Source organism: Flavobacterium sp. 28YEA47A, from assembly GCF_041262125.1.
Taxonomy (GTDB): domain Bacteria; phylum Bacteroidota; class Bacteroidia; order Flavobacteriales; family Flavobacteriaceae; genus Flavobacterium.
On sequence record NZ_JBGCCI010000007.1, the window covers coordinates 1 to 22099 of the forward strand.

The window sequence follows — 22099 nt, forward strand, 5'->3', positions numbered from 1 at the left end:
AAGCCCGCCTGCGCAGATGGTACTGCAATCCTGTGGGAGAGTATGTCGCCGCCTTCCTTTGAAAAGGGTTCCCATAGGGAACCCTTTTTTGTTTTATAAGGTTTGCTTAAAATATCTTTTCTTTGTAATTATGAATAAGCAGAAACTTTTGATTATTGGAATGGTATTTCCAGAGCCGAATTCTTCAGCAGCAGGAAGAAGAATGCTGCAATTGATACAGCTTTTTAAAGAAACAGGCTACGAAATTACTTTTGCAAGTCCAGCGCAGGATAGTGAATATGAATTTGATTTAGAACTGTTAGCAGTTCAAAAAGCTAAAATTAGTCTGAATGACGAAAGTTTTGATATTTTTATCCAGAGCTTGAAGCCTGATATTGTTCTGTTTGATAGGTTTGTGATCGAAGAACAGTTTGGCTGGAGAGTTTCTAAACATTGTCCGGTGGCTATTAAAATTTTAGATACTGAAGATCTCCACTGTCTTCGTTTAGCCAGGCAAAATGCATTCAAAAAGAAAAAAGAATTTACTGCTTCGGATTTATTTAACGATACTGCAAAAAGAGAAATTGCGAGTATCTTACGCTGTGATATGTCTTTGATTATTTCTGACTTTGAAATAAAACTCCTTATTTCTGAGTTTAAGATTGATCCTTCCTTATTATTTTATCTTCCTATTTTTGCTGATACCAGCTTAGATTTTGTTCCTTTTAATGAGAGAAAGGACTTTGTCTTTATTGGTAACTTCCTACACGAACCCAATTGGGATGCTGTTCAGTATTTAAAAAGCACCATCTGGCCTTTGATTCACAAACAGCTTCCTGATGTAAGTATGTTTGTTTATGGGGCTTATCCATCACAAAAGGTTTTGGAGTTAAATCATCCAAAATCAAATTTTCATATCATGGGTAGGGCAGATAATGCTGCTGAAGTGATAAAAAAGACTAAAATTATGTTAGCGCCATTACGATTTGGAGCAGGAATAAAAGGAAAGCTCATTGAGGCGATGGAATATGGAACTCCTAGCGTTACTACCAGTATTGGAGCTGAAGGAATGCATATCGACAGGCTTTGGAACGGTTTTGTAACGGATAATGCAGAAGATTTCGCCAATCATGCCATAGAACTTTATAAAAATGAAAATCTTTGGCGTAAAGCACAAGAAAATGGGTTGCAGTTATTGGAGAAAAGATTTGCTGAAAATCTCTATAAGAACGTATTTATTGCGATGATTAATGGATTAAAAGATAACTTGACAGAACACAGGAATAAGAACTTTATCGGTCAGATTTTGCAATATCACGCGATGCGAAGCACCGAATATATGTCACGTTGGATAGAAGCTAAAAATAAAAAAATCCCGTCTTAAAAGGCGGGATTTTTGTTTTATGGTGAGTAGCTTAATTAAGCTAACATCGTAACCGGATTTTCCAGATATTGTCTCAAAGTCTGCAAGAATTCAGCTCCTGTAGCTCCGTCCACTGTTCTGTGATCGCAAGCAAGTGTTACTTTCATCGTATTGCCTACTACAATCTGACCATTTCTAACAACTGGTTTTTCAACAATTGCTCCAACAGAAAGGATAGCTGAGTTTGGTTGGTTGATGATTGAAGTAAACTCCGTAATGCCGAACATTCCTAAGTTAGAAACTGTAAAAGTACTTCCTTCCATTTCAGCAGGCTGTAGTTTTTTGTTTTTAGCTCTTCCGGCAACATCTCTTACGTTTGCACCTATTTGAGTTAAGCTCAATTGGTCAGCAAATTTTAATACAGGAACAACTAAACCATCTTCAACAGCAACAGCAACTCCAATATGTACGTGATGGTGAATTACCGTCACATCATCTTTCCATTGTGAATTTACTTTTGGATGTTTTTTCAATGCCATTGCACAAGCTTTGATAACCATATCGTTAAAAGAAACTTTTGTGTCAGGCAATGAATTGATTGTACTTCTGGAAGCCATCGCGCCATCCATTGCTACTTCAATTGTCAAATAATAGTGAGGAGCAGTAAATTTAGACTCAGATAAACGCTTGGCAATAACCTTACGCATCTGTGAGTTTTTGATTTCTTCTGAATACGTTTCACCAGCAGGAACAAATGGTTTTACAGCTGGAGCAGCAGCAGTAACTTCTGGTTTAGCAGCAGTTTCTTGTGAAGCTGGTGTTTGAGAAGTTGCAGCAGGCTTGAAGTTTTCGATATCGCTTTTTACGATACGTCCGTTTTCACCTGTACCTTTTACTTGTGAAATGTTTATGTTTTTCTCTTCCGCAATTTTTTTAGCTAAAGGAGAAATGAAAATTCTTCTTCCGTCAGAAACAGTTTCTACAGTTTCTTCTTTCGATTCAGCAGTTTCAGATTTTGGCTCTTCGGCTTTTTCTTCTTTAGCGGGAGCAGATGCAGTACCACCTTTTTTGAAGTTTTCAGCAACTCCTGATATATCCGTTCCTTCTGGTCCTATAATTGCCAAAAGGGAATCAACTGGAGCCGACTCGCCTTCAGGAATCCCGATGTACAGTAGAGTTCCAGAGTTGAAAGATTCAAATTCCATAGTAGCTTTATCGGTTTCGATTTCAGCTAAAATGTCTCCTTCATTAATTTTATCGCCTACTTTTTTCAACCATGTAGCTACAGTACCGTCAGTCATGGTGTCGCTCAAACGAGGCATGGTTACAACTACTACGCCTTTAGGTAAAGCAGTGCTTTCAGATTTTGGAGCTTCTTTGGCTTCTTCTTTAGGAGCTTCGGCAGTTTTTTCTTCAGCCTTTGGTTCTTCTTTTTTATCAGAAGAACTTCCGCCGGCTATTAGGTCAGAAATGTTTTCACCTTCTTTTCCTATAATTGCCAAAAGAGAATCAACCGGAGCTGATTCACCTTCCTGAATTCCGATATATAATAAAGTACCAGAGTTGAAAGATTCGAACTCCATAGTAGCTTTATCGGTTTCGATTTCAGCTAAAATATCTCCCTCATTAATTTTATCCCCAACTTTTTTCAACCATGTGGCTACAGTTCCTTCTGTCATAGTATCGCTCAAGCGAGGCATTGTGATTTTTGTTGCCATAATGATTATAGTTTATGAGGTAAAAAAGGATAGTTTTCTTGTTCGTAAACAACGTCATAAAGTTGTTGCGTATCAGGAAACGGAGAGTCCTCAGCAAACTGAGCACACTCTTCAACCAGGTTTTTAACTCTTTCGTCAATAGCTTCAATTTCTGCTTCTGTAGCATAATTGTTTTCTTTGATGATATCAAGAACCTGAGTGATTGGGTCAATTTTTTTATATTCTTCTACTTCTTCTTTTGAACGGTATAATTGTGCGTCAGACATAGAGTGTCCTCTGTAGCGGTATGTTTTCATTTCCAAGAAAGTTGGTCCGTCGCCACGTCGTGCTCTGTCAATTGCTTCTTGCATTGCTTCTGCAACTTTTACCGGATTCATTCCGTCAACTGGACCACATGGCATTTCATAGCCTAATCCTAATTTCCAGATATCTGTATGGTTTGCGGTTCTTTCTACCGACGTTCCCATCGCATAACCGTTATTTTCTACAATAAATACTACAGGAAGTTTCCAAAGCATTGCCATGTTGAAGGCTTCATGCAAAGATCCCTGACGGGCAGCACCGTCACCAAAATAAGTTAGGGTAACGCCACCTGTATTAAAATATTTGTCAGCAAAAGCAATACCTGCACCAACCGGGATTTGAGCTCCTACAATACCGTGTCCTCCATAAAATCCTTTTTCTTTTGAAAAGATGTGCATCGAACCACCCATTCCTTTAGATGTTCCGGTAACTTTTCCTAATAGTTCTGCCATAACAGCTTTTGGATCCACACCCATACCAATTGGCTGAACGTGGTTTCTGTAGGCAGTAATCATTTTATCTTTGGATAAATCCATAGCATGCAAAGCACCAGCCAGAACGGCTTCCTGGCCATTATATAAGTGAAGAAATCCTCTTACTTTTTGCTGAATGTATAAAGCGGCTAATTTGTCTTCAAATTTTCTCCAAAGTAGCATGTCTTCATACCACTTCAAATAAACTTCTTTTGTAATTTCTTTCATTGTTTGTTTTTTGCTAAACGTTATTGTGCCAGTAAATTGCTAAAATAATAAGACGCAAAATAGTTTCCTCACACAAATTTGCGAAAGGCAAAAATAAGACATTCCTACTTAGAAGTAAAGTTTAAAATGTAAATTTTAGGTTTTTTATAAGAAGTTTTTATCAAACATAAAAGGTAGCAGATTTTTAAGCGAATCTGACTTATAGACTACTCCTGTTTCACCCATGAAATAAATTTCTATTGGATAATCTTGTTTGAATTCATACTCTGATATGGATTGTCTGCAAGCTCCACAAGGTGGAATAGGAGAGGTAACTGGTCTTTCGTCTGATGTGGCTGAAATTGCAATTTTCAAAATCTTAGCATCAGGATATATAGCTCCTGCCTGGAAGATGGCAACTCTTTCTGCGCAAAGTCCAGACGGATAAGCGGCACTTTCCTGGTTTGAACCCAAAACAATTTTTCCGTTGTCTAAAAAAATGGCAGCTCCAACCCTGAATCTTGAATATGGGGCGTATGCTTTTTTACGTATCTCAATGGCTTGATCCATCAGATTTTTTACATCTACAGGCAGTTCTTCTTTGTTGTCAAATACTGAGAATGTGGTCGTAATGTTGATTTGTTTCATAAATGTTTTGAGGAAAAAAAATCCAAATTACTAATGAAAGCAATTTGGATTTTATAGACTTTAAATTATATACTAATATTCATCATATTTGTCTCCGAACGCAAAGCTAAGAGAAAAACGTAATGTGTTTTCCAATGGGTTTCTGATTTTTGAAGTTGAAAACAGGTAGGATACATCCAGTTTTACAATGTTGTATTTAAATCCTGCTCCAAGCGAAAGGAATTTTCTAGCTCCTTTTTCTTTGCTTTCGTTAAAATAACCGGCTCTTACTGCAAAGGAATCCTGATACCAATATTCGGCTCCTAAAGCCCAGGTAACTTCTTTTAATTCTTCTTTCAGTCCGCCTGGTGCATCTCCAAATGATTTGAAAATACCGCTTACCCATCCGATTGAACGATAATTTTGATTGTTTTGTGCTCTTTCCACATCAGTAATCTCACCATCTCCGTTCAAATCAGGATTCTGGGGAGTAGGTACCAACAGCTTGTTGATTTCTGCGTTAAGAGACACTTTGTTATATTCATCAAAAATGAAGTCGAAACCACCTCCAAGTTTTAAATTGGAAGGAAGGAAGTTAGATCCTTCATCTGAATTGTCCAAGTCATAATTAATTTTTGGTCCTAAGTTTTGGAGGTTGAAACCAGCTCTCCATCTTCCGTTGAAATCTTCGTAAGCTATTTCTTCAGTCTGATAGTAACCTGAAATGTCTACTGCAAAAGAACTTGCAGCAGATGCGTCATTGTTCAGCTGTGCCAGTCTCAGGTTAGAACGGATATATCTAAAGGCAACAGACATGGAGTATCTTTCACTTAATCTCAATGCGTATGATAAATCTAAAGCAAACTCGCTTGGATTCACTTCTACAGCAGGGTCATCTGGGTTATCGTTTCTGAATTCGATAACTCCAAGACTGAAATAACGTAGGCTTGTTGCAAAAGCACTTTTTTCATTAATTCTATTGAAGTAGGTGACCTGACTTAAGGAAATGTCATTTACAAGTTCTGGAAGATAAGGCGTGTAGCTTAGCGAAAAACCTTGCTTATCAAGTGAAAATGCATACTTGGCTGGGTTCCATTGTTGTGAGTAGGCATCTGGAGTAGAAGCTACTCCGATATCACCCATACCAGCGGATCTGGCGTCTCCAGCAATAAGAAGAAAGGGTACTCCTGTTGTGATGACCCTGTTTGTTTCTTGGGCTTTCACCATATTGATTCCTAATATGCAGATAATAAATAATGCGGCTTTTTTCATTCTGAAATGGTATTAATTGAATTGAACAAATATAGTATTTTATTAAAGTATAACAAGTTTTTCGTATTTTTCTGTTTTTTTGTTGGTCAGTGTCGACTTGACAGTGAGTTTATAAACGTAAACTCCTTTTCCTATCTTATCTCCAAAATCATCTTTTCCGTCCCATGAAATTTCTCTTGACAGGAATCCTTCTGTGCTAACCACTTGATTGATTGTCTTGACTATTTTTCCTGTTATGGTGATAATCTGTACCTGTACTTCCAAAGGTTCGTACGGACGGTTGTGCGTGAACCAGAATTGGGTATAACTTACAAATGGATTCGGATAGTTAAGTACATTTTTTAATGTTACCGTTTCATCACCAACAACTATAAATTGTATTTCTGACGTCACCGGATTGTTGTATACATCCCAAGCTTTGAAGGTAATCGTGTGCAAACCTACTGCCAGATTACGGAAAGGGAAACGGACTTTTCCTTTTGTGTGATTGTCAAGTTCGGTTTCATAATAATCATTAAGGATATACGGATTGTTTTCATCACCATCTAAAATAGCAACAATATCATGTCCGATACCGCTGGCTGTGTTGATTCCGTTTTCGTCTTCCAGAAAAGCCAGGAATATAGGCGATTCGTTGGTAATGCCTCCGGATATAAATGTTTCGTCATTCATATACAGTCGCACTCTTGGACCGATATTGTCAGCTGTGGCATTGGGATTGATTCCTCCTATTTTGATATCAGTATTGTATCCGGTCTGGTCTTCCAGTCCCTGACTTCGTTTTGCGTAAAAGCTGATTCTTCCATTTCCTACGGGAATTGAAATGTCTCTTGGTACGACAAAATTAAATTCAAATTGCCCGTTTGCGACAGAAGCGTTACCGCGGAAGATGGTTTCGCCAAGCAGCGTAAAATTCATTAAAACTAAATGGCCAGACCCGTCAGTTACTCCGTCGTTTCCAAGTGTAGTTCTTTGTACGTTTTTGTCGAATATGTTTACAGACAGGCTTCCGTTATAGTTTGATAATATCGTGTTTCCATCTACATTTCTGACTTCGCCGGTTAGCTTTACCGGGCTCAAGGCGTTAAAAACAAATGTTGATGTAGCAACAGGCTGGTCATTTATCTTGGTCAAGACGATTTTAGGCTTTGGAATTGCAAGTCGTATAGCTGGATCTCCTATATAAGAAACCATCAGGGCAGAATTGTTGGTGTAATTGTTTTTGGCAACTCTTAAGGCTTCTGAAATAGGCACATTAACTGTTGTTCCATAACCGTATAGTTCACTTGAAAAGGCCTGATTGATTTCTTGTCCGGTAGTAACACTTATCTGTCGCGTAGTGGTTACCATTGAAATTGCCCCGCCTTTAGGGTTCCAATACGTATATTCACCCGCCGTTGGTCTGTAAGGATTGTCGAATCTTGTGAATTCACAGGTCACGGTTACAAATAAAGGATATTTATAACGATTGTTTAGGTTTTGGGCATCTGCCTTTTCAAAAATCCTTTCTTTGGCAAGGCCGTCTTCACCGCCATGTCCGAAATAATTAAAGACAAGAGCACCTTGATTTATGGCGTCAACAAAATCCTTTCTGGCTTTTGGATAGCGGAAACCTCCTGCGGATGCTTCCTGTACATAAGAATCAGTATGGATTTTTTCTACATTCACAAAAGGTTTTTGCGCGGCAATCTGATCGCCTAAGGCATCAATTCCGGTTTGGATAGAATTTTCCCAGAGTTCATCGACGTCATCCGAAATCAGGACAAAGTTGTTTCTCCATTTTCCGTACGATTCGATAGCGTGGTATTCGATTACTTTGGTTACCATTTCTTCTGCCTGCTTTATATCGCTGACAAGCATTCTTCCGACGGCAAGTTCCATGTCATGCGCGCGCGTATCAAGCATAAGTCCCTCGTTATCGTCTAACATCGTAAAATAATCGTCAGACATAATAGAGCCTGCTAACGAAAAACTATTTAAGGCCTCGAAAACCGGAACAATGTTGGTGTTGTTTGGAGTCCTGTTTTTATAATCAAATGATGCATCACCAAATAAATTCAGATACTTTAACCTCTTAGAAGGAATCGATCCGTTATTATAGATGTATTTCACAAAGTTCCGGATTGCACCAATGTCTTGTTTGCCCGAAGAAAATTCTTCATAGATGTTTTCAAGATCAACGACTTTTACATTTAACTGCGAATTATTTCTGTGGAAGTTAGCCAATCGTTCAGCTTGTGAGTGTAGGAAGGCAGGTGTTACAATAAGATAATCAATGTCCTGGAAAGCACCCTGCGAATTTTTCAGGATAGTCCCTTTTAAATTTTGGTTGACTACACGTGTTCTGGAATCTTTCAATGGCGAATAATAATCGGAAGCATCAACGGCTATATAATTTCTGTCTTCGCCCATATAAGCCTTAAAGGAAAAAGCATCTGCTGCGTTATTTTCTACTTTTTGTACATTATATATATCTGTTATATCCCATACTTGTGTTATCCTTGTCGCATTAGAAAGCTGGTATTGGATTACTCCGGTATTCAGATCCGCATCGTTATATTGGAATCGGAATTGTTTTCCGTATCCCTGAAGGTTTCTTTTTGCCTGTAATATGATATAATCTAAATAGGCATTGGCACTTGGGACACCTCTATTATTGTAATTTAATTTTATGGCTACGTTTTCTGCTGCCGGAAAACTGCCTGTCGTATCAAGTTCAGATGCTACGTCGCCATTTGTACTTGTTGCAGAAAAAGCCAGCATGCCGATGTCTTGGTTGTTTGCAGAGATGCTCATCGTGGTTTGTGTAAAGGCAGCTGCAGCTGCGTTTATCTTAAACTTGATTTGTGTTCCTGTAGCAATGTTTGGGAATTTAAAATCAAAGGTCTGCTCGTTCTCAATGTTGAATCTTTCTCCAAACCATTTTCTTCCCAAACGTCCGATATTGATTTTGTCGAGTTCATGGTATTGGTAATCATCAAAAGTTGTAACATTTAAGGTAGCATTGTCAGCAATAGTAGGCATATTTCCAATTCGCTTTCCTGGGCCACCTTGGGCTGTTACATAATAATAGGATCTGTCTGCATATAAATTATTATGAGTCAGGTTTTCTTCATTCCAGTTGTCAAGACCTTCTGCATAAAATAAGATATAATCCTGACTGTCAAAAGAACCGTCGCTTTCTCCTACTAAGGTAATAGCGTTTTCAATAAGATCTTCCGGATAATAAGTGCCGTTGAGTAAAGGTAGCATACGGCCGCCGTTTCCATAAATCTTTATATTTCTTGCATTTGCAGCGCCTACATTCATGCCAAGGCTTTGCAAAAAACTTCTGGATATTTTGTAAACTCCAGATTTTACTACATAGAATCGGTACCATTCACCTGAACTCAATACAGAGTTGGATATGACAGAGGAGTTTTGTGTGGTATTGCCTGATCGCCTTGCAGTTGTAGAAAAGGAATAGGTAAACGATTTTACTCTTTGGAATGTATTTCCGGATTTAATAATAGGTGATAGGCTCAGTACCGCTCTTTGTGAAGCAGGATTGCTCATGTTTTTAAGGCTTGCCTCAATAGAAGAAGGAATCGATGCGACTTTTAAGTCGCCAAGCTGTTCGCGAGAAATAGTTTCGTATACTATATTGGTTATCTGTAGGCTGTTTTCGTCAGCAAAACCAGATACGGGAATTTTTAAATTAAAAAAAACGGATTTCTTATCATAATCAAATTCAAAACTGGAAGACTTGAAAATAGGGGCTTTAATCTGGATTTGTTCTGAATAAATTCCGGAGTTATCAACCCATTCAATAGATATATTGTCTCTTTGTTGAGCAAAAGAAACGTAAGAGCTTATAAGCAATAAGAGTAAAGTAATCTTTTTCATTAACTTGAATAACGCCAGTAGCGCCTAATTATTACGAAAAGTAAAAATAATTTTTTAACTTAATATTAAGTACAATAAACTCAATAAATTTGCGTTCTAGCAGAAGACTTTTAACACAAAATTAGATTTTTATTAATATTTCAAAATTGTTGTTGCAGTTTAATGGTTAATTATTATATTGCGGCTCGAAATTTATTACCTACTGAAAGTATGAAAGTAAACAAAATTATGGCTTTGAAGCTGATGCTCTCCTTGGCATTAGTTATGGGTTTTACTAGTTGTAGCAAGAAATCCAGTTCAAAAAACGCTTCCTCTGCCACTGGTTGGAAAATCAATGACAAGAAAGGCGGATTCCAATACAATTCTAAATTTAAGAAGCAGGAAACTGCTCCGGGATTGGTTTTGGTTGAAGGAGGAACGTTCACTATGGGTAAAGTTCAGGACGATGTAATGCACGATTGGAACAATACGCCTAATCAGCAGCACGTTCAGTCTTTCTATATGGATGAGACTGAGGTAACCAATCTTATGTATATGGAATATCTTGATTGGTTGAAAAGAGTTTTCGATCCGGAAGATGAAAATTATAAAAATATTTATGAAGGAGCTCTTCCTGATACATTAGTTTGGAGAAATAGATTAGGTTATAATGAAACAATGACCAACAACTATTTAAGACACCCTGCTTATGCAAACTATCCTGTAGTTGGTGTAAACTGGATCCAGGCTGTTGAATTCAGTAAGTGGAGAACTGACCGTGTTAACGAAGGTGTTCTTGAAAGAGAAGGCTACCTGAAAAGAGATGCAAAAGTATTAGATGCAAAAGGTGACAACACTTTCAGTACAGAAACCTACCTTAATGCTCCTACAAAAACTTATGGTGGTAATGAAGAAATTGTCCTAAAAGGACAAAGAGGAAGATTAGCGGCTAAAGAAGATGCTAAAAATGTATACGCTCAAAGAACTTCAGGTATCATACTTCCTGAATACAGACTTCCAACAGAAGCTGAGTGGGAATATGCAGCTGCAGCTGATGTAGGTAACAGAGAATACAACCTTTACAGAGGTCAGAAAAAATATCCATGGAAAGGTAACTATACTCGTTCTGGAAAAAGACAAACTAAGGGCGACCAATTGGCTAACTTCAAACAAGGTAAAGGAGATTACGGCGGAATCGCTGGATGGACTGATGATGGAGCTGATATCACTAACGTAGTAAAATACTATCCACCAAACGATTTCGGATTGTATGATATGGCAGGTAACGTAGCAGAATGGGTTGCTGACGTTTACAGACCAATCGTTGACGATGAGGCTAATGACTTCAACTATTACAGAGGTAACATCTACATGAAAAATAAAATTGGTGAAGATGGAAAAGCTGAAATCGTTACAGGTGAAAACATTGCTTACGATACTTTAGCTAACGGTAAAATTATCGCAAGAAACTTCCCTGGACAAATTGCTCAGGTTCCTGTTGACGAAAAAGAAACTTACCTAAGACAAAACTTTGATAAGTCTGATAACAGAAACTATAGAGATGGTGACAAGCAATCTACAAGATACTATGACTTCGGAAATTCTGAAGAAGGTGAAAAAGTAGATGATTCAAAAAGAATGTACGATTCTCCAAAACACAATGTTACTACTGACAGTTTAGGTAACATGGTTAGAAAATATGACAAGTCTTCAAAAAGAACAACTTTGATCGATGATAACGTAAGAGTTTACAAAGGTGGTTCTTGGAGAGACAGAGCTTACTGGTTAGATCCTGCTCAAAGAAGATACTTCCCTCAGGATATGGCTACTGATTACATCGGATTCAGATGTGCGATGTCAAGAGTAGGTCCTAAATCTGACAAGAAGAAAAAAGCAAGAAATTAATTTTCTGTAATAATTCTACAAAAGCCCTTTTTAGGGCTTTTGTTTTTTTAAATCGCATAGCATGGAAATTAAAGAAATACACAACCTGTTTTTAACATGTGCTTCAGTTTCAATCGATACCAGAAAAATTGAAGAAAACTCAATGTTCTTCGCTATAAAAGGTGAACATTTTGATGCTAATACTTTTGCTCAGGAAGCACTGAACAAAGGTGCCTTATATGTAATTATCGACAATAAAGACTATTACATTGACGAAAAGACAATCCTGGTTGCCAATACGCTTGAAACATTGCAGGAAGTAGCAAAGTTTCATAGAGAATACCTCGGATTGCCAATTTTGGCATTAACTGGAAGCAACGGAAAGACCACTACAAAAGAGCTAATCAATGTGGTGCTTTCAAAACGTTATCATACAAGAGCCACTGTTGGTAATTTGAATAACCATATTGGTGTTCCGCTGACTTTGCTTTCATTTACTTCTGATACCGAAATAGGAATTGTCGAAATGGGTGCGAACCACCAGAAAGAAATTGAATTCCTCTGCAATATTGCCACTCCTGATTTTGGGTACATTACCAACTTTGGTAAAGCGCATTTGGAAGGTTTTGGTGGAGTAGAAGGCGTTATCAAAGGAAAAAGTGAGATGTATACATTTCTTTCAGAACACAACAAATATGTTTTTGTAAACCTTGATGATGCGATACAAAAAGAAAAGACAGACAAAAATCTTCGTATCACGTTTAGCCATACAGACAAAAACGCTTCTGTCTTGATTAATAAGATTACTGCAAATCCTTTCGTTGCCATCGAATTTGACGGCATCAAAGTCAAATCACATTTGATAGGATTGTATAATGCCAATAATATCAATGCGGCAGTGACTATTGGAAGGTATTTCAAGATTTCTGATACTGAAATAAAAGAAGCCATTGAAAGCTACATTCCGGAAAACAACCGTTCGCAGTTGTTAGTGAAAAATTCCAATGAAATCATTCTGGATGCTTATAATGCAAATCCTAGCAGTATGGAAGTAGCTATCAAAAACTTCTTGCAATTAGAGAAACAAAACAAGGTTGCTGTTTTAGGTGATATGTTTGAATTGGGTGAAGAAAGCCTACACGAGCACAAGCATATTGTTGCTTTGCTTAAACATGAAGAAAAAGTACAAACCTATTTTGTTGGGAAAGATTTTTACAAAAATAAAATTGACAGAGAGAATCTTCATTTCTTTAAAACTTTCGAGGAATTTACCCAGGCATTTAACGCGGAAAAAATAGAAAATAAGACTTTATTGATCAAAGGTTCCAGAGGTATGGCTTTAGAAAGAACACTCGAATTACTGTAGCTTAACGGAATTGCGAGCTTATAGAAAATACTATATTCTAAAAACTGCCGTTATACTTTTAAAACTAAATAAAAAACTTATTTTTGTCTGAAGCAACAAATAGCTTTATAAATTAAATAACCAAATCCCTGTATTATATTTATGATATTTTCAACAATTTTACTGCAGACTGATACTCTTGCAAAAGCTTCAACGAATACAGTAATTGAGGGAATCGCCAAAAATGAAGAGATGAACCTGTTTAGCTTTCTGATGAAAGGTGGAGCATTTCTGATTCCGATTGTAATTCTTCTTTTTTATACAATCTACCTGATTTTCGAAAGATATCTTTCTATAAAAAAAGCAACCAAGCAAGATTCGCATCTGATTAAGGATATCAGCATACAGTTGGGTTCCGGAAATATGAATGGGGCACTATCATTGGCAGAAAGATCGAGCACGGCTTCAGGAAATATTTTAAAAGAAGGAATCCTGACTATTGGAAGACCGATTTCAGAAATCGAATCCAATATGGAAAGAGCGGCCAATATTGAAATTGGGGAAATGGAAAAAAGAATGGGACACTTGGGACTTATTGCCGGTATCGCACCGACTTTAGGTTTCGTTGGAACCATTTCCGGAGTTATCAAGATTTTTTACAGCATATCGCAAACAGAAGATATCAGTATCGGGAATATTTCTGGTGGTTTGTATGAAAAAATGATCAGTAGTGGTGCCGGACTTGTTGTAGGTATTATTGCTTATGCTGCTTACCACTTATTTAACGGGATGATTGATAATTTTTCTTTAAATGTCCAAAAACAGATTTTGGAATTTGTAAGTGTAATCCAAAGACCTAACGATGGCTCTAAAACGAAATAGAAGATTTCACGCGGAAGTAGCTACTTCTTCCTTAAGTGATATTATGTTCTTTTTGCTGTTGTTTTTCCTTATTATTTCAACACTGGCAAATCCGAACGTAATAAAGATGACACTGCCTAAAACGCAGCAGAACGACAAGACGAACAAGCAGCACATCACGCTGTCAGTTTCTGAAGAAAAGCAATACTATGTCGATAAGCAGAATGTAGCTTTTAATGAACTGGAAGCAGCACTGCTGACAAAAATGGGCGATGCTAAAGACCAAACGGTAATTGTGAGAATTCCTTATAATCTACAGGTACAGGATTTAGTAGACTTGCTTCAGATTGGCGTCAAAAACAACTTAAAGTTTGTGATTGCTACAGATAAAAAATAGAAAATAAAAGAGATAAAAAACGCTTCGGGAAACCGAAGCGTTTTTTGTTTATATCATATTCTTTCACGCTTTACTGATATTATAATCTAGGTGCAATGATGATTTTATGGACAACTTTTGGACTTTTGGTTTTAAAAACAAAACCCAACAAGGCAATACAGAATAAAACTCCAAATAATAAGATCACATTCAGTGTTCCTATTGATGCAATAATCAAGATTAGTGAGGTTATTGATCTGCCGCTACCTACAACTTCATATTGATTTCCTTTTTCAATTTCATAAGCGAGATAGAATGCCCAGGAGAAAATAATCAAAATAAAAGCCATTGCAAATAAAGGTTTTTTGCCCGCTTTAAATTTCGAGTACTTTTCGACTTCATAGCTGCTATTAGGAATTTCGTTTCGCAAGAAATCAAAAATTTCTTGCTTTTTATCCGCATCATTTATTTTTAAATGTTCAGTGGAATCCAACCCAAATAAAACTTCAATATAATTTTTTCCTACTTCAAAGTTAACTTCTTTGAGAAGCTTTTGAGGAATGCCAAATAAGGAAGATGTTTGCTTTCCAATATTTAGCTCGCGAATTACCGTTTCGACTTCGTCTGGTTTTGGATTTCCTTTATAGATGGTTTTGTCATAATAGGCTATGATTTTATCGTCGCCTTTTACATTACTTTTCCAGATTTTCATAGGCTTTTTCTATGGTATTGAATTCATAGCTTCTATTTTCTGATAGCTTTAATTTGATTTTCTGTAAACTCTGATTGGGATTCCATTATCATTAAAAAGATCTTTTAAACGATCTAATTTTTCGTAATCATCATTCTTTAATTTGTCTTTGCCAAAACTTGAAGAAAATGTCTTACAGTTATAACAGAATTGAATATACTCAAACACATTCCCTGCCTTATCAAAAAATAAGATTGCATATCCGGTTTCTGAACATTTTCCTTTACCGATTATATTTTCCTTGATGCTTTTTGAGAAAATGATATCTGATAATTTTGGATATTCAGATTTTTTTAAATTCACGAGTTGTTTGAATTCCCCAACATTTATTTTGCCATTTGTTTTTGGGATTTCACGACATTCAATTATAGATAAGGTGTCATTTGTAAATTGCAAATTCTCAAATGAAGCAATCATAATTGAATTTGTTTTTGAGAAAGGATAGCTGCTTAAAGCATTTACTTTAGATTGCCCTATAACTAAATTGCAAATAAAAAATCCAATCAAAACAAATAAGGTACGATTCATAAATCTTGTTGTTTTAAGCATGGTAAAATTTGATAAAAATTCAAGCCTTGGGCAGTTACTCCAAACGTCATAATATACTCGTGTCTTGACAAATACAGTTCCATTTCTCTAAATAGAATTTAGTTTTTGTTATGGCTAAATATACAAATGTTTTAATCCATTCTAGGTACTGTCAACAGTAACCATAGCAAAAATAAATTCCATACCAGCCCAAGTCCATTTATGATAAGCAATGCAATGTTGTTTTTAAACTTATCTTTAAAAGTTAACCCTGCTGTTATCAAAAGTAAGTTGGTTGATAGGAGTGCAAACAGTTCTAAAGAATTGGATCTCATTAGTCCACCAGCTTCTGTAATCGTTATATAGTTGAATGGAATAAAGTAAATGTTTGTCAAGATAATTAGTAAGGCAATCGTTCTGTTTAGTATTTTTTAACTCCATTTGTTTGTACAGGTTAGAATAATGTTTTTTTAGATTTCGATTTTTTCAATCTGATCTAAATATTCCTGAATCGAATAATCAAAATCTTCTTTTGATAGATTTAAATTGATAACTACATCATCTATTTGTATTTCATAATAATATCCGTCTTCCCACTTTTTGAAATCTGAGGGATTATTTTTTATTATTTGAAAAGCTTTTCCAACACTATCTTTTAAGATTTCTGATTCGCTACATTTTTTCTTAAACAATTCTAATTCTTTTAGAAAATGCAATAAAGAAAGAGTACTTACATCTTCAAAATTGATGTCTTCAATGCTGTTTTTACATTTTGAGACCTGAGGATAGGATAGTACAGAAAACAGGTCAACACCCCATTCAACATAGTTTTTAGGATTATTTTGGTTTACCAGCGTTTCCAACTCTTCAATTATTTCTGATATAGAATCTAATTCTAATTCGCTTAAATCACCGCTATTTGAATAATTCGCATCATAAAGACGAAGCCTTACTTCACGCTTTAAATTTGGAAATTTTTTATATACTGTTATGCTTTTTATTAGATTCATAGTAGAGCTTTTGTTTGTTAATCCCTCTTTTTAGGCATATTCAATTCCTCTTGCCCGCAATCTATGAATTCATCTTCATTTAATGGTTTTAAGCCAATTTCAATTCTTGCTTTGTTAGTTGCTTCTTTTGTCTGAATACACGGCTTACCAAACTGTGAACCATAAAAAACTCTCCTTTGTTTTTTGTTGGTACTGTTCAACCAGTAATACTTATCTAAAACCGAGGCAAAAAAAGCGTTGTCAATATTTCCTTTATTGACTTCTTTTAGAAATAAATCAAAATATACTTTTTCGTTCACAAGCCTGTGTGGATTATGTAACAAAATTGCAACAACAGCTGCCTCAACACATTCGTGCTTCATGTTTCTTTCTCCTAATAATGCTTCAGTCGGGTAGCCATTCTTAATAATAAAGTCAACCATGTTAGCAAAATTTGTAGAGTCAATTTTAGGCATTAATTCCTTTTTATTAAAGCTCAGTTTGTTATCTCTGATGCCTTGATCAAAGCCATACATTTTGCATAACTCAAAAGCCAGGCTGTCTTGCTTAAAGGTATTTTCGGAAATTGGAATATTTGTTTTGGTAGTATGTTTTCGGCTACAGCTAAAAATTAAGGAAGAAACTATAACAAATGAAAGTAGGATTTTGAAAATTCTCATGAAAATGGTTTAAGGTTTACGAATATAAATAATTAAGAGATATAAGTATGAAATTATCTGTGAATGCTATGATCTTGTGTGAATGATCGGATAAACTGATAGTTCATGTTTTAATTCAGATTGATAATTATTTTAGTAAGTTTACGAAGACAAAAAGACTTTATAAACTTTTTGGAATACATCTTGAATATCACAGAAATACAAATTAAAAAATGAAAAAATTACTCCTGCTGCTTTTAACCATGACACCACTATTCAGTTTTAGCCAACAAATTATAGCGGATGATATTGATAAATTTTGGAATGCTTATGACAAAATCGTTGTAGAAAAGGACTCGCTAAAACAACTGGATTTAATCAAAACCTTATATATAGAAAAAGCAACTCCTGGTTTAGGTGGGATTATGAAAGCAAGGCGATATACTGCCGAAGAGTTTGTTTATGCCATCAATCAGTATCCTAAATTTTGGAATTCGGTACGGAATAATACGTTAAAGTCGAAAGAGTTTTCAAAAGAGATCAATGATGGTGTAGCAAAGCTAAAAGAGATCTATCCGGATTTAAAACCGGTCAACACCTATTTCGAAATCGGGATTTTAAGAACAGGAGGAACAACACAGGATGGCATGCTTTTGATAGGAAGTGAAGTTGCTTTAACTGATAAATCGGTTGTTACGGAAGAATTTGATAAAAAATATCCACACCTACGCAGTTATTTTGATACAGAGCCTATCAATGATGTAGTGTTTTTGAATGTTCACGAATACATTCACACACAGCAAAAAACTACTATTGGAAATTCTCTTTTAGCCCAAACCGTAATGGAAGGAGTTGCTGAATTTTTAACTGGAATTTCTTTAAATGTAAAATCTCCAAATCCTCAAATCGAATTTGGATACCAGAATGAAGAAAAAATAAAACAGGAATTTGTAAAAGAAATGTTTTCTTCAAATATTTATAATTGGCTCATGAATAGCCCAAACAATCAATTTAAGATGAGGGATTTGGGATATTTTGTAGGTTATGCCATTTGTAAAAGATATTACGATCAATCTCCAGATAAAAAACAGGCTGTGAAAGAAATGATCAATTTAGACTACAATAATGAAGCAGCGCTGATAAGTTTCGTTGAAAAAGCAAAGTATTTTGATAAACCACTCACTTTCTATAAAGCCGAATTTGAAAAACGCATACCAATAGTAGTCGCTATTTCACCTATTAAAAATGGCAGTAAAAAAGTAAAATCTGGAAAAACCAAAATTACGATTACTTTCTCCCAACCGCTCAACGGACGTAATTCAGGAATTGACTTTGGGCCTTTAGGGGCTGATTATTTTCCAAAATTAAGCTCTGATAGAGTTTGGTCTGAAGACAAAAAGTCTATAACACTTGAAGCCGACTTAGAGCCAAACAAACATTACCAATTTGTTGTTGACAAGACTTTCAGAAACGACGAAGGAATTAGGATAAAGCCTTATCTGGTCGAATTCACAACCAAAAAATAAGGACTTTGTACGTATCTTTGGAATCCTAATTAATACCTTTTCAGTTTGGAACTATTTCTTTTAATATTGGCCGGTTTTATTATTGGTACTTGTGGAACGTTAATCGGTGCCGGTGGCGGTTTTATATTGGTGCCGTTGTTATTATTATTCTATCCAGAGCTTCCACCTGAAACCGTTACTGCCATTTCTATGGCTGTGGTGGCAGCAAATGCCATTTCAGGATCAGCCGCCTATGCAAAGTCAGGAAAGATTGATTATAAAGCAGGCGTTATTTTTGCACTGTTTACAATTCCGGGTTCTATACTGGGTGTGTTTACGGTACAGTATATCCCAAAAGAATCTTTTAATATCATTTTCGGAATCTTGCTTCTTGCGCTTTCGGTATTTCTTTTTTTTAAAAAACAATCAGAGAAAAAACAGGTGCAAGATGACGACAGTCAGCAAAAAGGACTAAAACACCGAAAGTTGGTTGACAAGATGGGTACGGTTTATCAATACAGCTATAACCAGCGCAATGGTATTATCATCAGTATTGTGGTGGGTTATATGTCACCACTTTTAGGCATTGGCGGTGGAATAATCCATGTGCCGGCCATGGTTAATTGGTTGCATTTTCCGGTTTATATTGCAACAGCAACCTCGCATTTTATTCTGGCAGTAATGTCGACTGTGACCGTAATAGTACACGCAATTAATGGAACCTATAATGACCCAACGGTATTAAAAATGGTAGTCTGTCTTGCGGCAGGAGTAATTCCTGGAGCGCAATTGGGAGCCTATTTTTCGCATAGGGTTAAAGGAACAAATATTATTAAAGTATTGGCAATTTGTTTGGCGTTGGTTGGAATTAGGATTTTGCTTAAGAATTAATTGGTAGATAAAGGCAGCCAACCCTGTTAATATGTTGCATGTATTTTTATGTAGCACAAATGCTTGAGTTTAATAAAAAGATCATTTTTTTACAAGCATAATGAATAGGTAAAATGCTCCGCCAAAAGCTAGAACCACACCTAGCATGAGGCAAATTGTACTTGTTGGATGCCCCAATTTTGTAGAAAAAGCAAATCCACTTAAAAGTACGCCACAAATCATTGCGGCAATCGAAAGTAATATTTTGTTTTTATCCATTAATTATATACTGTTATTTTAATTAGTATGTTTGATGCTGTCTAAGTCAATTTATTGGATAATCTCTTCCTAAGCCTAAGTCCCAAAAAATATTCTTTTGAAAATACAAAAAGGCTATAAAAAGAATAACAAGTAAAATTTTAGTTGTTGTATTTATCCCAGTATTTTTAAAGATCTTATATAGGATTATGGGCAAACAAAGAATCAGCCCAATAAAGTAAAATCCGTACATCCATTCTAATCCTTCAAGATCGTGCGTTCCACCAGAGTATAGTTTTATTCCAACGTCGAGCATTAAAAACAATATAGCTGTAATCATTAGCTTGAAATAAATTTTCAAGTTTGTAAATTGAAATACCATGATGGTAGCAAGAATCATTGTTATAGGAAGCAAATCAATTCCGTGAGGAGCATAATAATGCCCAATATAAATATGGAGCAGTACTATGATTATAGAAATAATGGTGATAAGTAATGAATTTAGCTTTGTCATTATTTAAGTTAAAGAAGAAATTTAAAGTGTGCCCGTGCTACTCTATTTGTAATACGTTTATTATTGGAATATAGTATGTATTAAATTAGTTCTATACTAAAATTACTCCCTCTTAACTCTCTCCATTGAATCAACTTCTGAAATTTCTTCATTATCAATTCAGTAAACTCTTATTCCGGAATATCAATTTCTAGTACTCATAAAATACGTCTTAATCATATAATCAGAAAGTTCTTTTAAAGTCTTCCCTGTTTCCGGATGTCTTCCGGGAAGAGTGAAATATTCCATTTGTTGATCTGCATTCTTACCATAAAAAAATCTTTTTGTTCCGTCAGGGTTTAAAAATCTTGTTGTGTCGGTAATCTTGACCTTTCTTTGATATTTAAGAAGTTGTTCATCTATAGGGATGACTTTTCTTCCTTCAGAAGGATCTAACTCATAATCGCATGCTACTTTTTCGTAATGATCTTCACTCCAAATCATACAACCTTTTTCCTTAAGCAAATCGCTTTTTGCTAAATATCCACCACCTATAGCTACCAATAAAAAAACGAAGACTATTTTTACATAGTTCGTTCCGGACTTATTTGGTGTTGCGGAAATCTTTTGAGGAATTGTACTCTGGAAATTCATCCTTTTGTAATCTCTGATTGGAGAATCTGTTATAATATCAGCTCCTATACCTTCATCTTTTCTCTCTACATCTTCATCATTTCTGTCACTATTGAAAGGAGCGATGTTCTCTTTTTCTTTCTCTTTCTCCTCACCATTATTGTCGTCTGGTATTTGTGGTATATCAACCTTCTCAAATTCATTATTAGGTTCTGCTTGTCTAATTCCAATCCTATTGAACTTTTGTATAGGTCTGGGTTGGAAGTCCACCAAGATTGCAAATAACTCTATAGTTGTCAGGCTTGTTGGTGATGGGCCTCCTCTCATATACCGTACTAAAGGCCTGAACTTATCTATATCAATTTTTTTGATATGGTTGAAATCAAGATTAGTATCAAGGTTTTCAGGTGTAAAAAATTGCATAAAAATCACTTTGTCATCGGAGCTGAGTGAATTTAATAAAAGTTCACATAATCCTCTAAGTTTTGCCCCAGTAGGATGTAATAAAAAATGGGGGTGCAGATTGTCTTTTACGGCTTCATAGTGAGCCAATACTGCTTTTTTATACTCTTCCATAATTACTTTAAATTATTGTTTAAACAGGATTTATTAGGAATATTTAGGAATATCCGGGATTTTTCTGGAATAATTGGAATGACTTGAATATCATGCTCAAGTCCTTAAAAATCAGATGTTTCTTTGTCTCAGAAATTAGTTGCTCTATAAGCGCAATAGGGCAAATGTACAAAACTACTTTCAACATTTAAGTGCTGCTGTACAGATTGTTAACAGCTATCCGGGAAGTATAATCTGCTTACGGTCTGATCAGCATCACTTCACTTCCCAAAAAATAGCGGCATCCAAAAATGTTGGCTTACAGCCTTAAGGCTTAACAGCATATCGGACTGCCAAGTGTCTAATTTTTAATTAAAACGGAAATGAAAAAAATAGTTTTGCTGGCAGCTTTTTTGCTGCTAGGTGGCAGCTTAGTGTCTTGTGACAACGAAACGGTAAACGAAAATGGTGAAATAACTTCATATGGTTCAGACGATGGTAATATTCCTATTCCGCCGCCGCCGCCGCCAGATCCAATTATCGTAAAACCAAAACCATAGGTTACATAAATTAAATTTTTATTAAT

General features: G+C 35.8%; 20 protein-coding genes. 8 read left to right on the forward strand and 12 right to left on the reverse strand.

Features of this window, described 5'->3' with window-relative positions:
- The first annotated feature begins 130 nt into the window (after positions 1-130).
- The gene (locus ABH942_RS11000) at positions 131-1363 is read left to right on the forward strand and encodes a glycosyltransferase family 4 protein (RefSeq protein WP_370031932.1); all 1233 of its coding nucleotides are present in this window, start codon (positions 131-133) and stop codon (positions 1361-1363) included.
- A gap of 35 nt (positions 1364-1398) precedes the next feature.
- On the opposite strand, the gene ABH942_RS11005 is transcribed toward ABH942_RS11000, so the two are convergent.
- From ABH942_RS11005 to porU, 5 genes are all read right to left on the reverse strand, one after another.
- Entirely contained in the window at positions 1399-3060 is a 1662-nt protein-coding gene (locus ABH942_RS11005) for a pyruvate dehydrogenase complex dihydrolipoamide acetyltransferase (RefSeq protein ID WP_370031934.1), read from the reverse strand.
- Positions 3061-3065: 5 nt separating this feature from the next.
- Entirely contained in the window at positions 3066-4064 is a 999-nt protein-coding gene (gene pdhA / locus ABH942_RS11010; protein WP_370031936.1) for a pyruvate dehydrogenase (acetyl-transferring) E1 component subunit alpha, read from the reverse strand.
- 144 nt (positions 4065-4208) lie between these two features.
- The gene (locus tag ABH942_RS11015) at positions 4209-4691 is read right to left on the reverse strand and encodes a cytidine deaminase (protein ID WP_370031938.1); all 483 of its coding nucleotides are present in this window, start codon (positions 4689-4691) and stop codon (positions 4209-4211) included.
- Between the two features lie 72 nt (positions 4692-4763).
- The gene (gene porV / locus ABH942_RS11020; protein WP_370031940.1) at positions 4764-5942 is read right to left on the reverse strand and encodes a type IX secretion system outer membrane channel protein PorV; all 1179 of its coding nucleotides are present in this window, start codon (positions 5940-5942) and stop codon (positions 4764-4766) included.
- A 42-nt stretch (positions 5943-5984) separates the two neighbouring features.
- Positions 5985-9827, reverse strand: coding sequence for a type IX secretion system sortase PorU (porU, locus tag ABH942_RS11025; protein WP_370031942.1), 3843 nt, complete (start codon positions 9825-9827; stop codon positions 5985-5987).
- A gap of 210 nt (positions 9828-10037) precedes the next feature.
- Between porU and gldJ the strand changes: the two genes are divergently transcribed.
- The 4 genes from gldJ (at position 10038) to ABH942_RS11045 (ending at position 14293) form a co-directional block, all read left to right on the forward strand.
- Positions 10038-11711 carry a gliding motility lipoprotein GldJ gene (gene gldJ / locus ABH942_RS11030; RefSeq protein WP_370031945.1) on the forward strand — a complete coding sequence of 558 codons (1674 nt, stop codon included), beginning with the start codon at positions 10038-10040 and terminating at the stop codon, positions 11709-11711.
- 61 nt (positions 11712-11772) lie between these two features.
- Positions 11773-13056, forward strand: a complete 1284-nt coding sequence (murF, locus tag ABH942_RS11035; protein ID WP_370031946.1) for a UDP-N-acetylmuramoyl-tripeptide--D-alanyl-D-alanine ligase — start codon at positions 11773-11775, stop codon at positions 13054-13056.
- 144 nt (positions 13057-13200) lie between these two features.
- A complete protein-coding gene (locus ABH942_RS11040) occupies positions 13201-13917 on the forward strand; it encodes a MotA/TolQ/ExbB proton channel family protein (protein ID WP_370032340.1) in 717 nt (238 codons plus the stop codon).
- Positions 13898-14293 (forward strand): biopolymer transporter ExbD, encoded by a 396-nt coding sequence (locus ABH942_RS11045; protein ID WP_140000620.1) that lies wholly within the window; start codon positions 13898-13900, stop codon positions 14291-14293. Before ABH942_RS11040 ends, ABH942_RS11045 begins: the two co-directional genes overlap by 20 nt.
- Positions 14294-14372: 79 nt before the next feature.
- Here the strand turns inward: ABH942_RS11045 and ABH942_RS11050 are convergent, their stop codons facing one another.
- The 4 genes from ABH942_RS11050 to ABH942_RS11065 all read right to left on the reverse strand — a co-directional run bounded on the left by ABH942_RS11050 (position 14373) and on the right by ABH942_RS11065 (position 17220).
- Positions 14373-14984: a hypothetical protein gene (locus ABH942_RS11050; RefSeq protein WP_370031949.1), complete on the reverse strand. Its 612-nt coding sequence runs from the start codon at positions 14982-14984 to the stop codon at positions 14373-14375.
- A gap of 48 nt (positions 14985-15032) precedes the next feature.
- Positions 15033-15551, reverse strand: a complete 519-nt coding sequence (locus ABH942_RS11055; protein WP_370031950.1) for a hypothetical protein — start codon at positions 15549-15551, stop codon at positions 15033-15035.
- 470 nt (positions 15552-16021) lie between these two features.
- On the reverse strand, positions 16022-16561 hold the full coding sequence (locus ABH942_RS11060) for a hypothetical protein (RefSeq protein ID WP_370031952.1): 540 nt from the start codon (positions 16559-16561) through the stop codon (positions 16022-16024).
- A 17-nt stretch (positions 16562-16578) separates the two neighbouring features.
- On the reverse strand, positions 16579-17220 hold the full coding sequence (locus tag ABH942_RS11065; RefSeq protein WP_370031954.1) for a hypothetical protein: 642 nt from the start codon (positions 17218-17220) through the stop codon (positions 16579-16581).
- Between the two features lie 212 nt (positions 17221-17432).
- Between ABH942_RS11065 and ABH942_RS11070 the strand changes: the two genes are divergently transcribed.
- Both ABH942_RS11070 and ABH942_RS11075 read left to right on the forward strand, forming a co-directional pair.
- Positions 17433-18725, forward strand: a complete 1293-nt coding sequence (locus ABH942_RS11070; protein WP_370031956.1) for an Ig-like domain-containing protein — start codon at positions 17433-17435, stop codon at positions 18723-18725.
- A gap of 45 nt (positions 18726-18770) precedes the next feature.
- Positions 18771-19595 carry a sulfite exporter TauE/SafE family protein gene (locus tag ABH942_RS11075; RefSeq protein WP_370031958.1) on the forward strand — a complete coding sequence of 275 codons (825 nt, stop codon included), beginning with the start codon at positions 18771-18773 and terminating at the stop codon, positions 19593-19595.
- 81 nt (positions 19596-19676) lie between these two features.
- Here ABH942_RS11075 and ABH942_RS11080 read toward each other — a convergent pair whose 3' ends face one another.
- The 3 genes from ABH942_RS11080 to ABH942_RS11090 form a co-directional block, all read right to left on the reverse strand.
- Positions 19677-19853, reverse strand: a complete 177-nt coding sequence (locus ABH942_RS11080; RefSeq protein ID WP_370031960.1) for a hypothetical protein — start codon at positions 19851-19853, stop codon at positions 19677-19679.
- Between the two features lie 46 nt (positions 19854-19899).
- Positions 19900-20346, reverse strand: coding sequence for a hypothetical protein (locus ABH942_RS11085; RefSeq protein WP_370031961.1), 447 nt, complete (start codon positions 20344-20346; stop codon positions 19900-19902).
- Positions 20347-20529: 183 nt separating this feature from the next.
- Complete coding sequence (locus tag ABH942_RS11090; RefSeq protein ID WP_370031962.1) at positions 20530-21534, reverse strand: hypothetical protein; 1005 nt, start codon at positions 21532-21534, stop codon at positions 20530-20532.
- Positions 21535-21896: 362 nt separating this feature from the next.
- On the opposite strand from ABH942_RS11090, the gene ABH942_RS11095 reads away from it, so the two are divergent.
- Complete coding sequence (locus ABH942_RS11095; protein ID WP_370031963.1) at positions 21897-22073, forward strand: hypothetical protein; 177 nt, start codon at positions 21897-21899, stop codon at positions 22071-22073.
- The last annotated feature ends 26 nt before the right edge of the window (positions 22074-22099 follow it).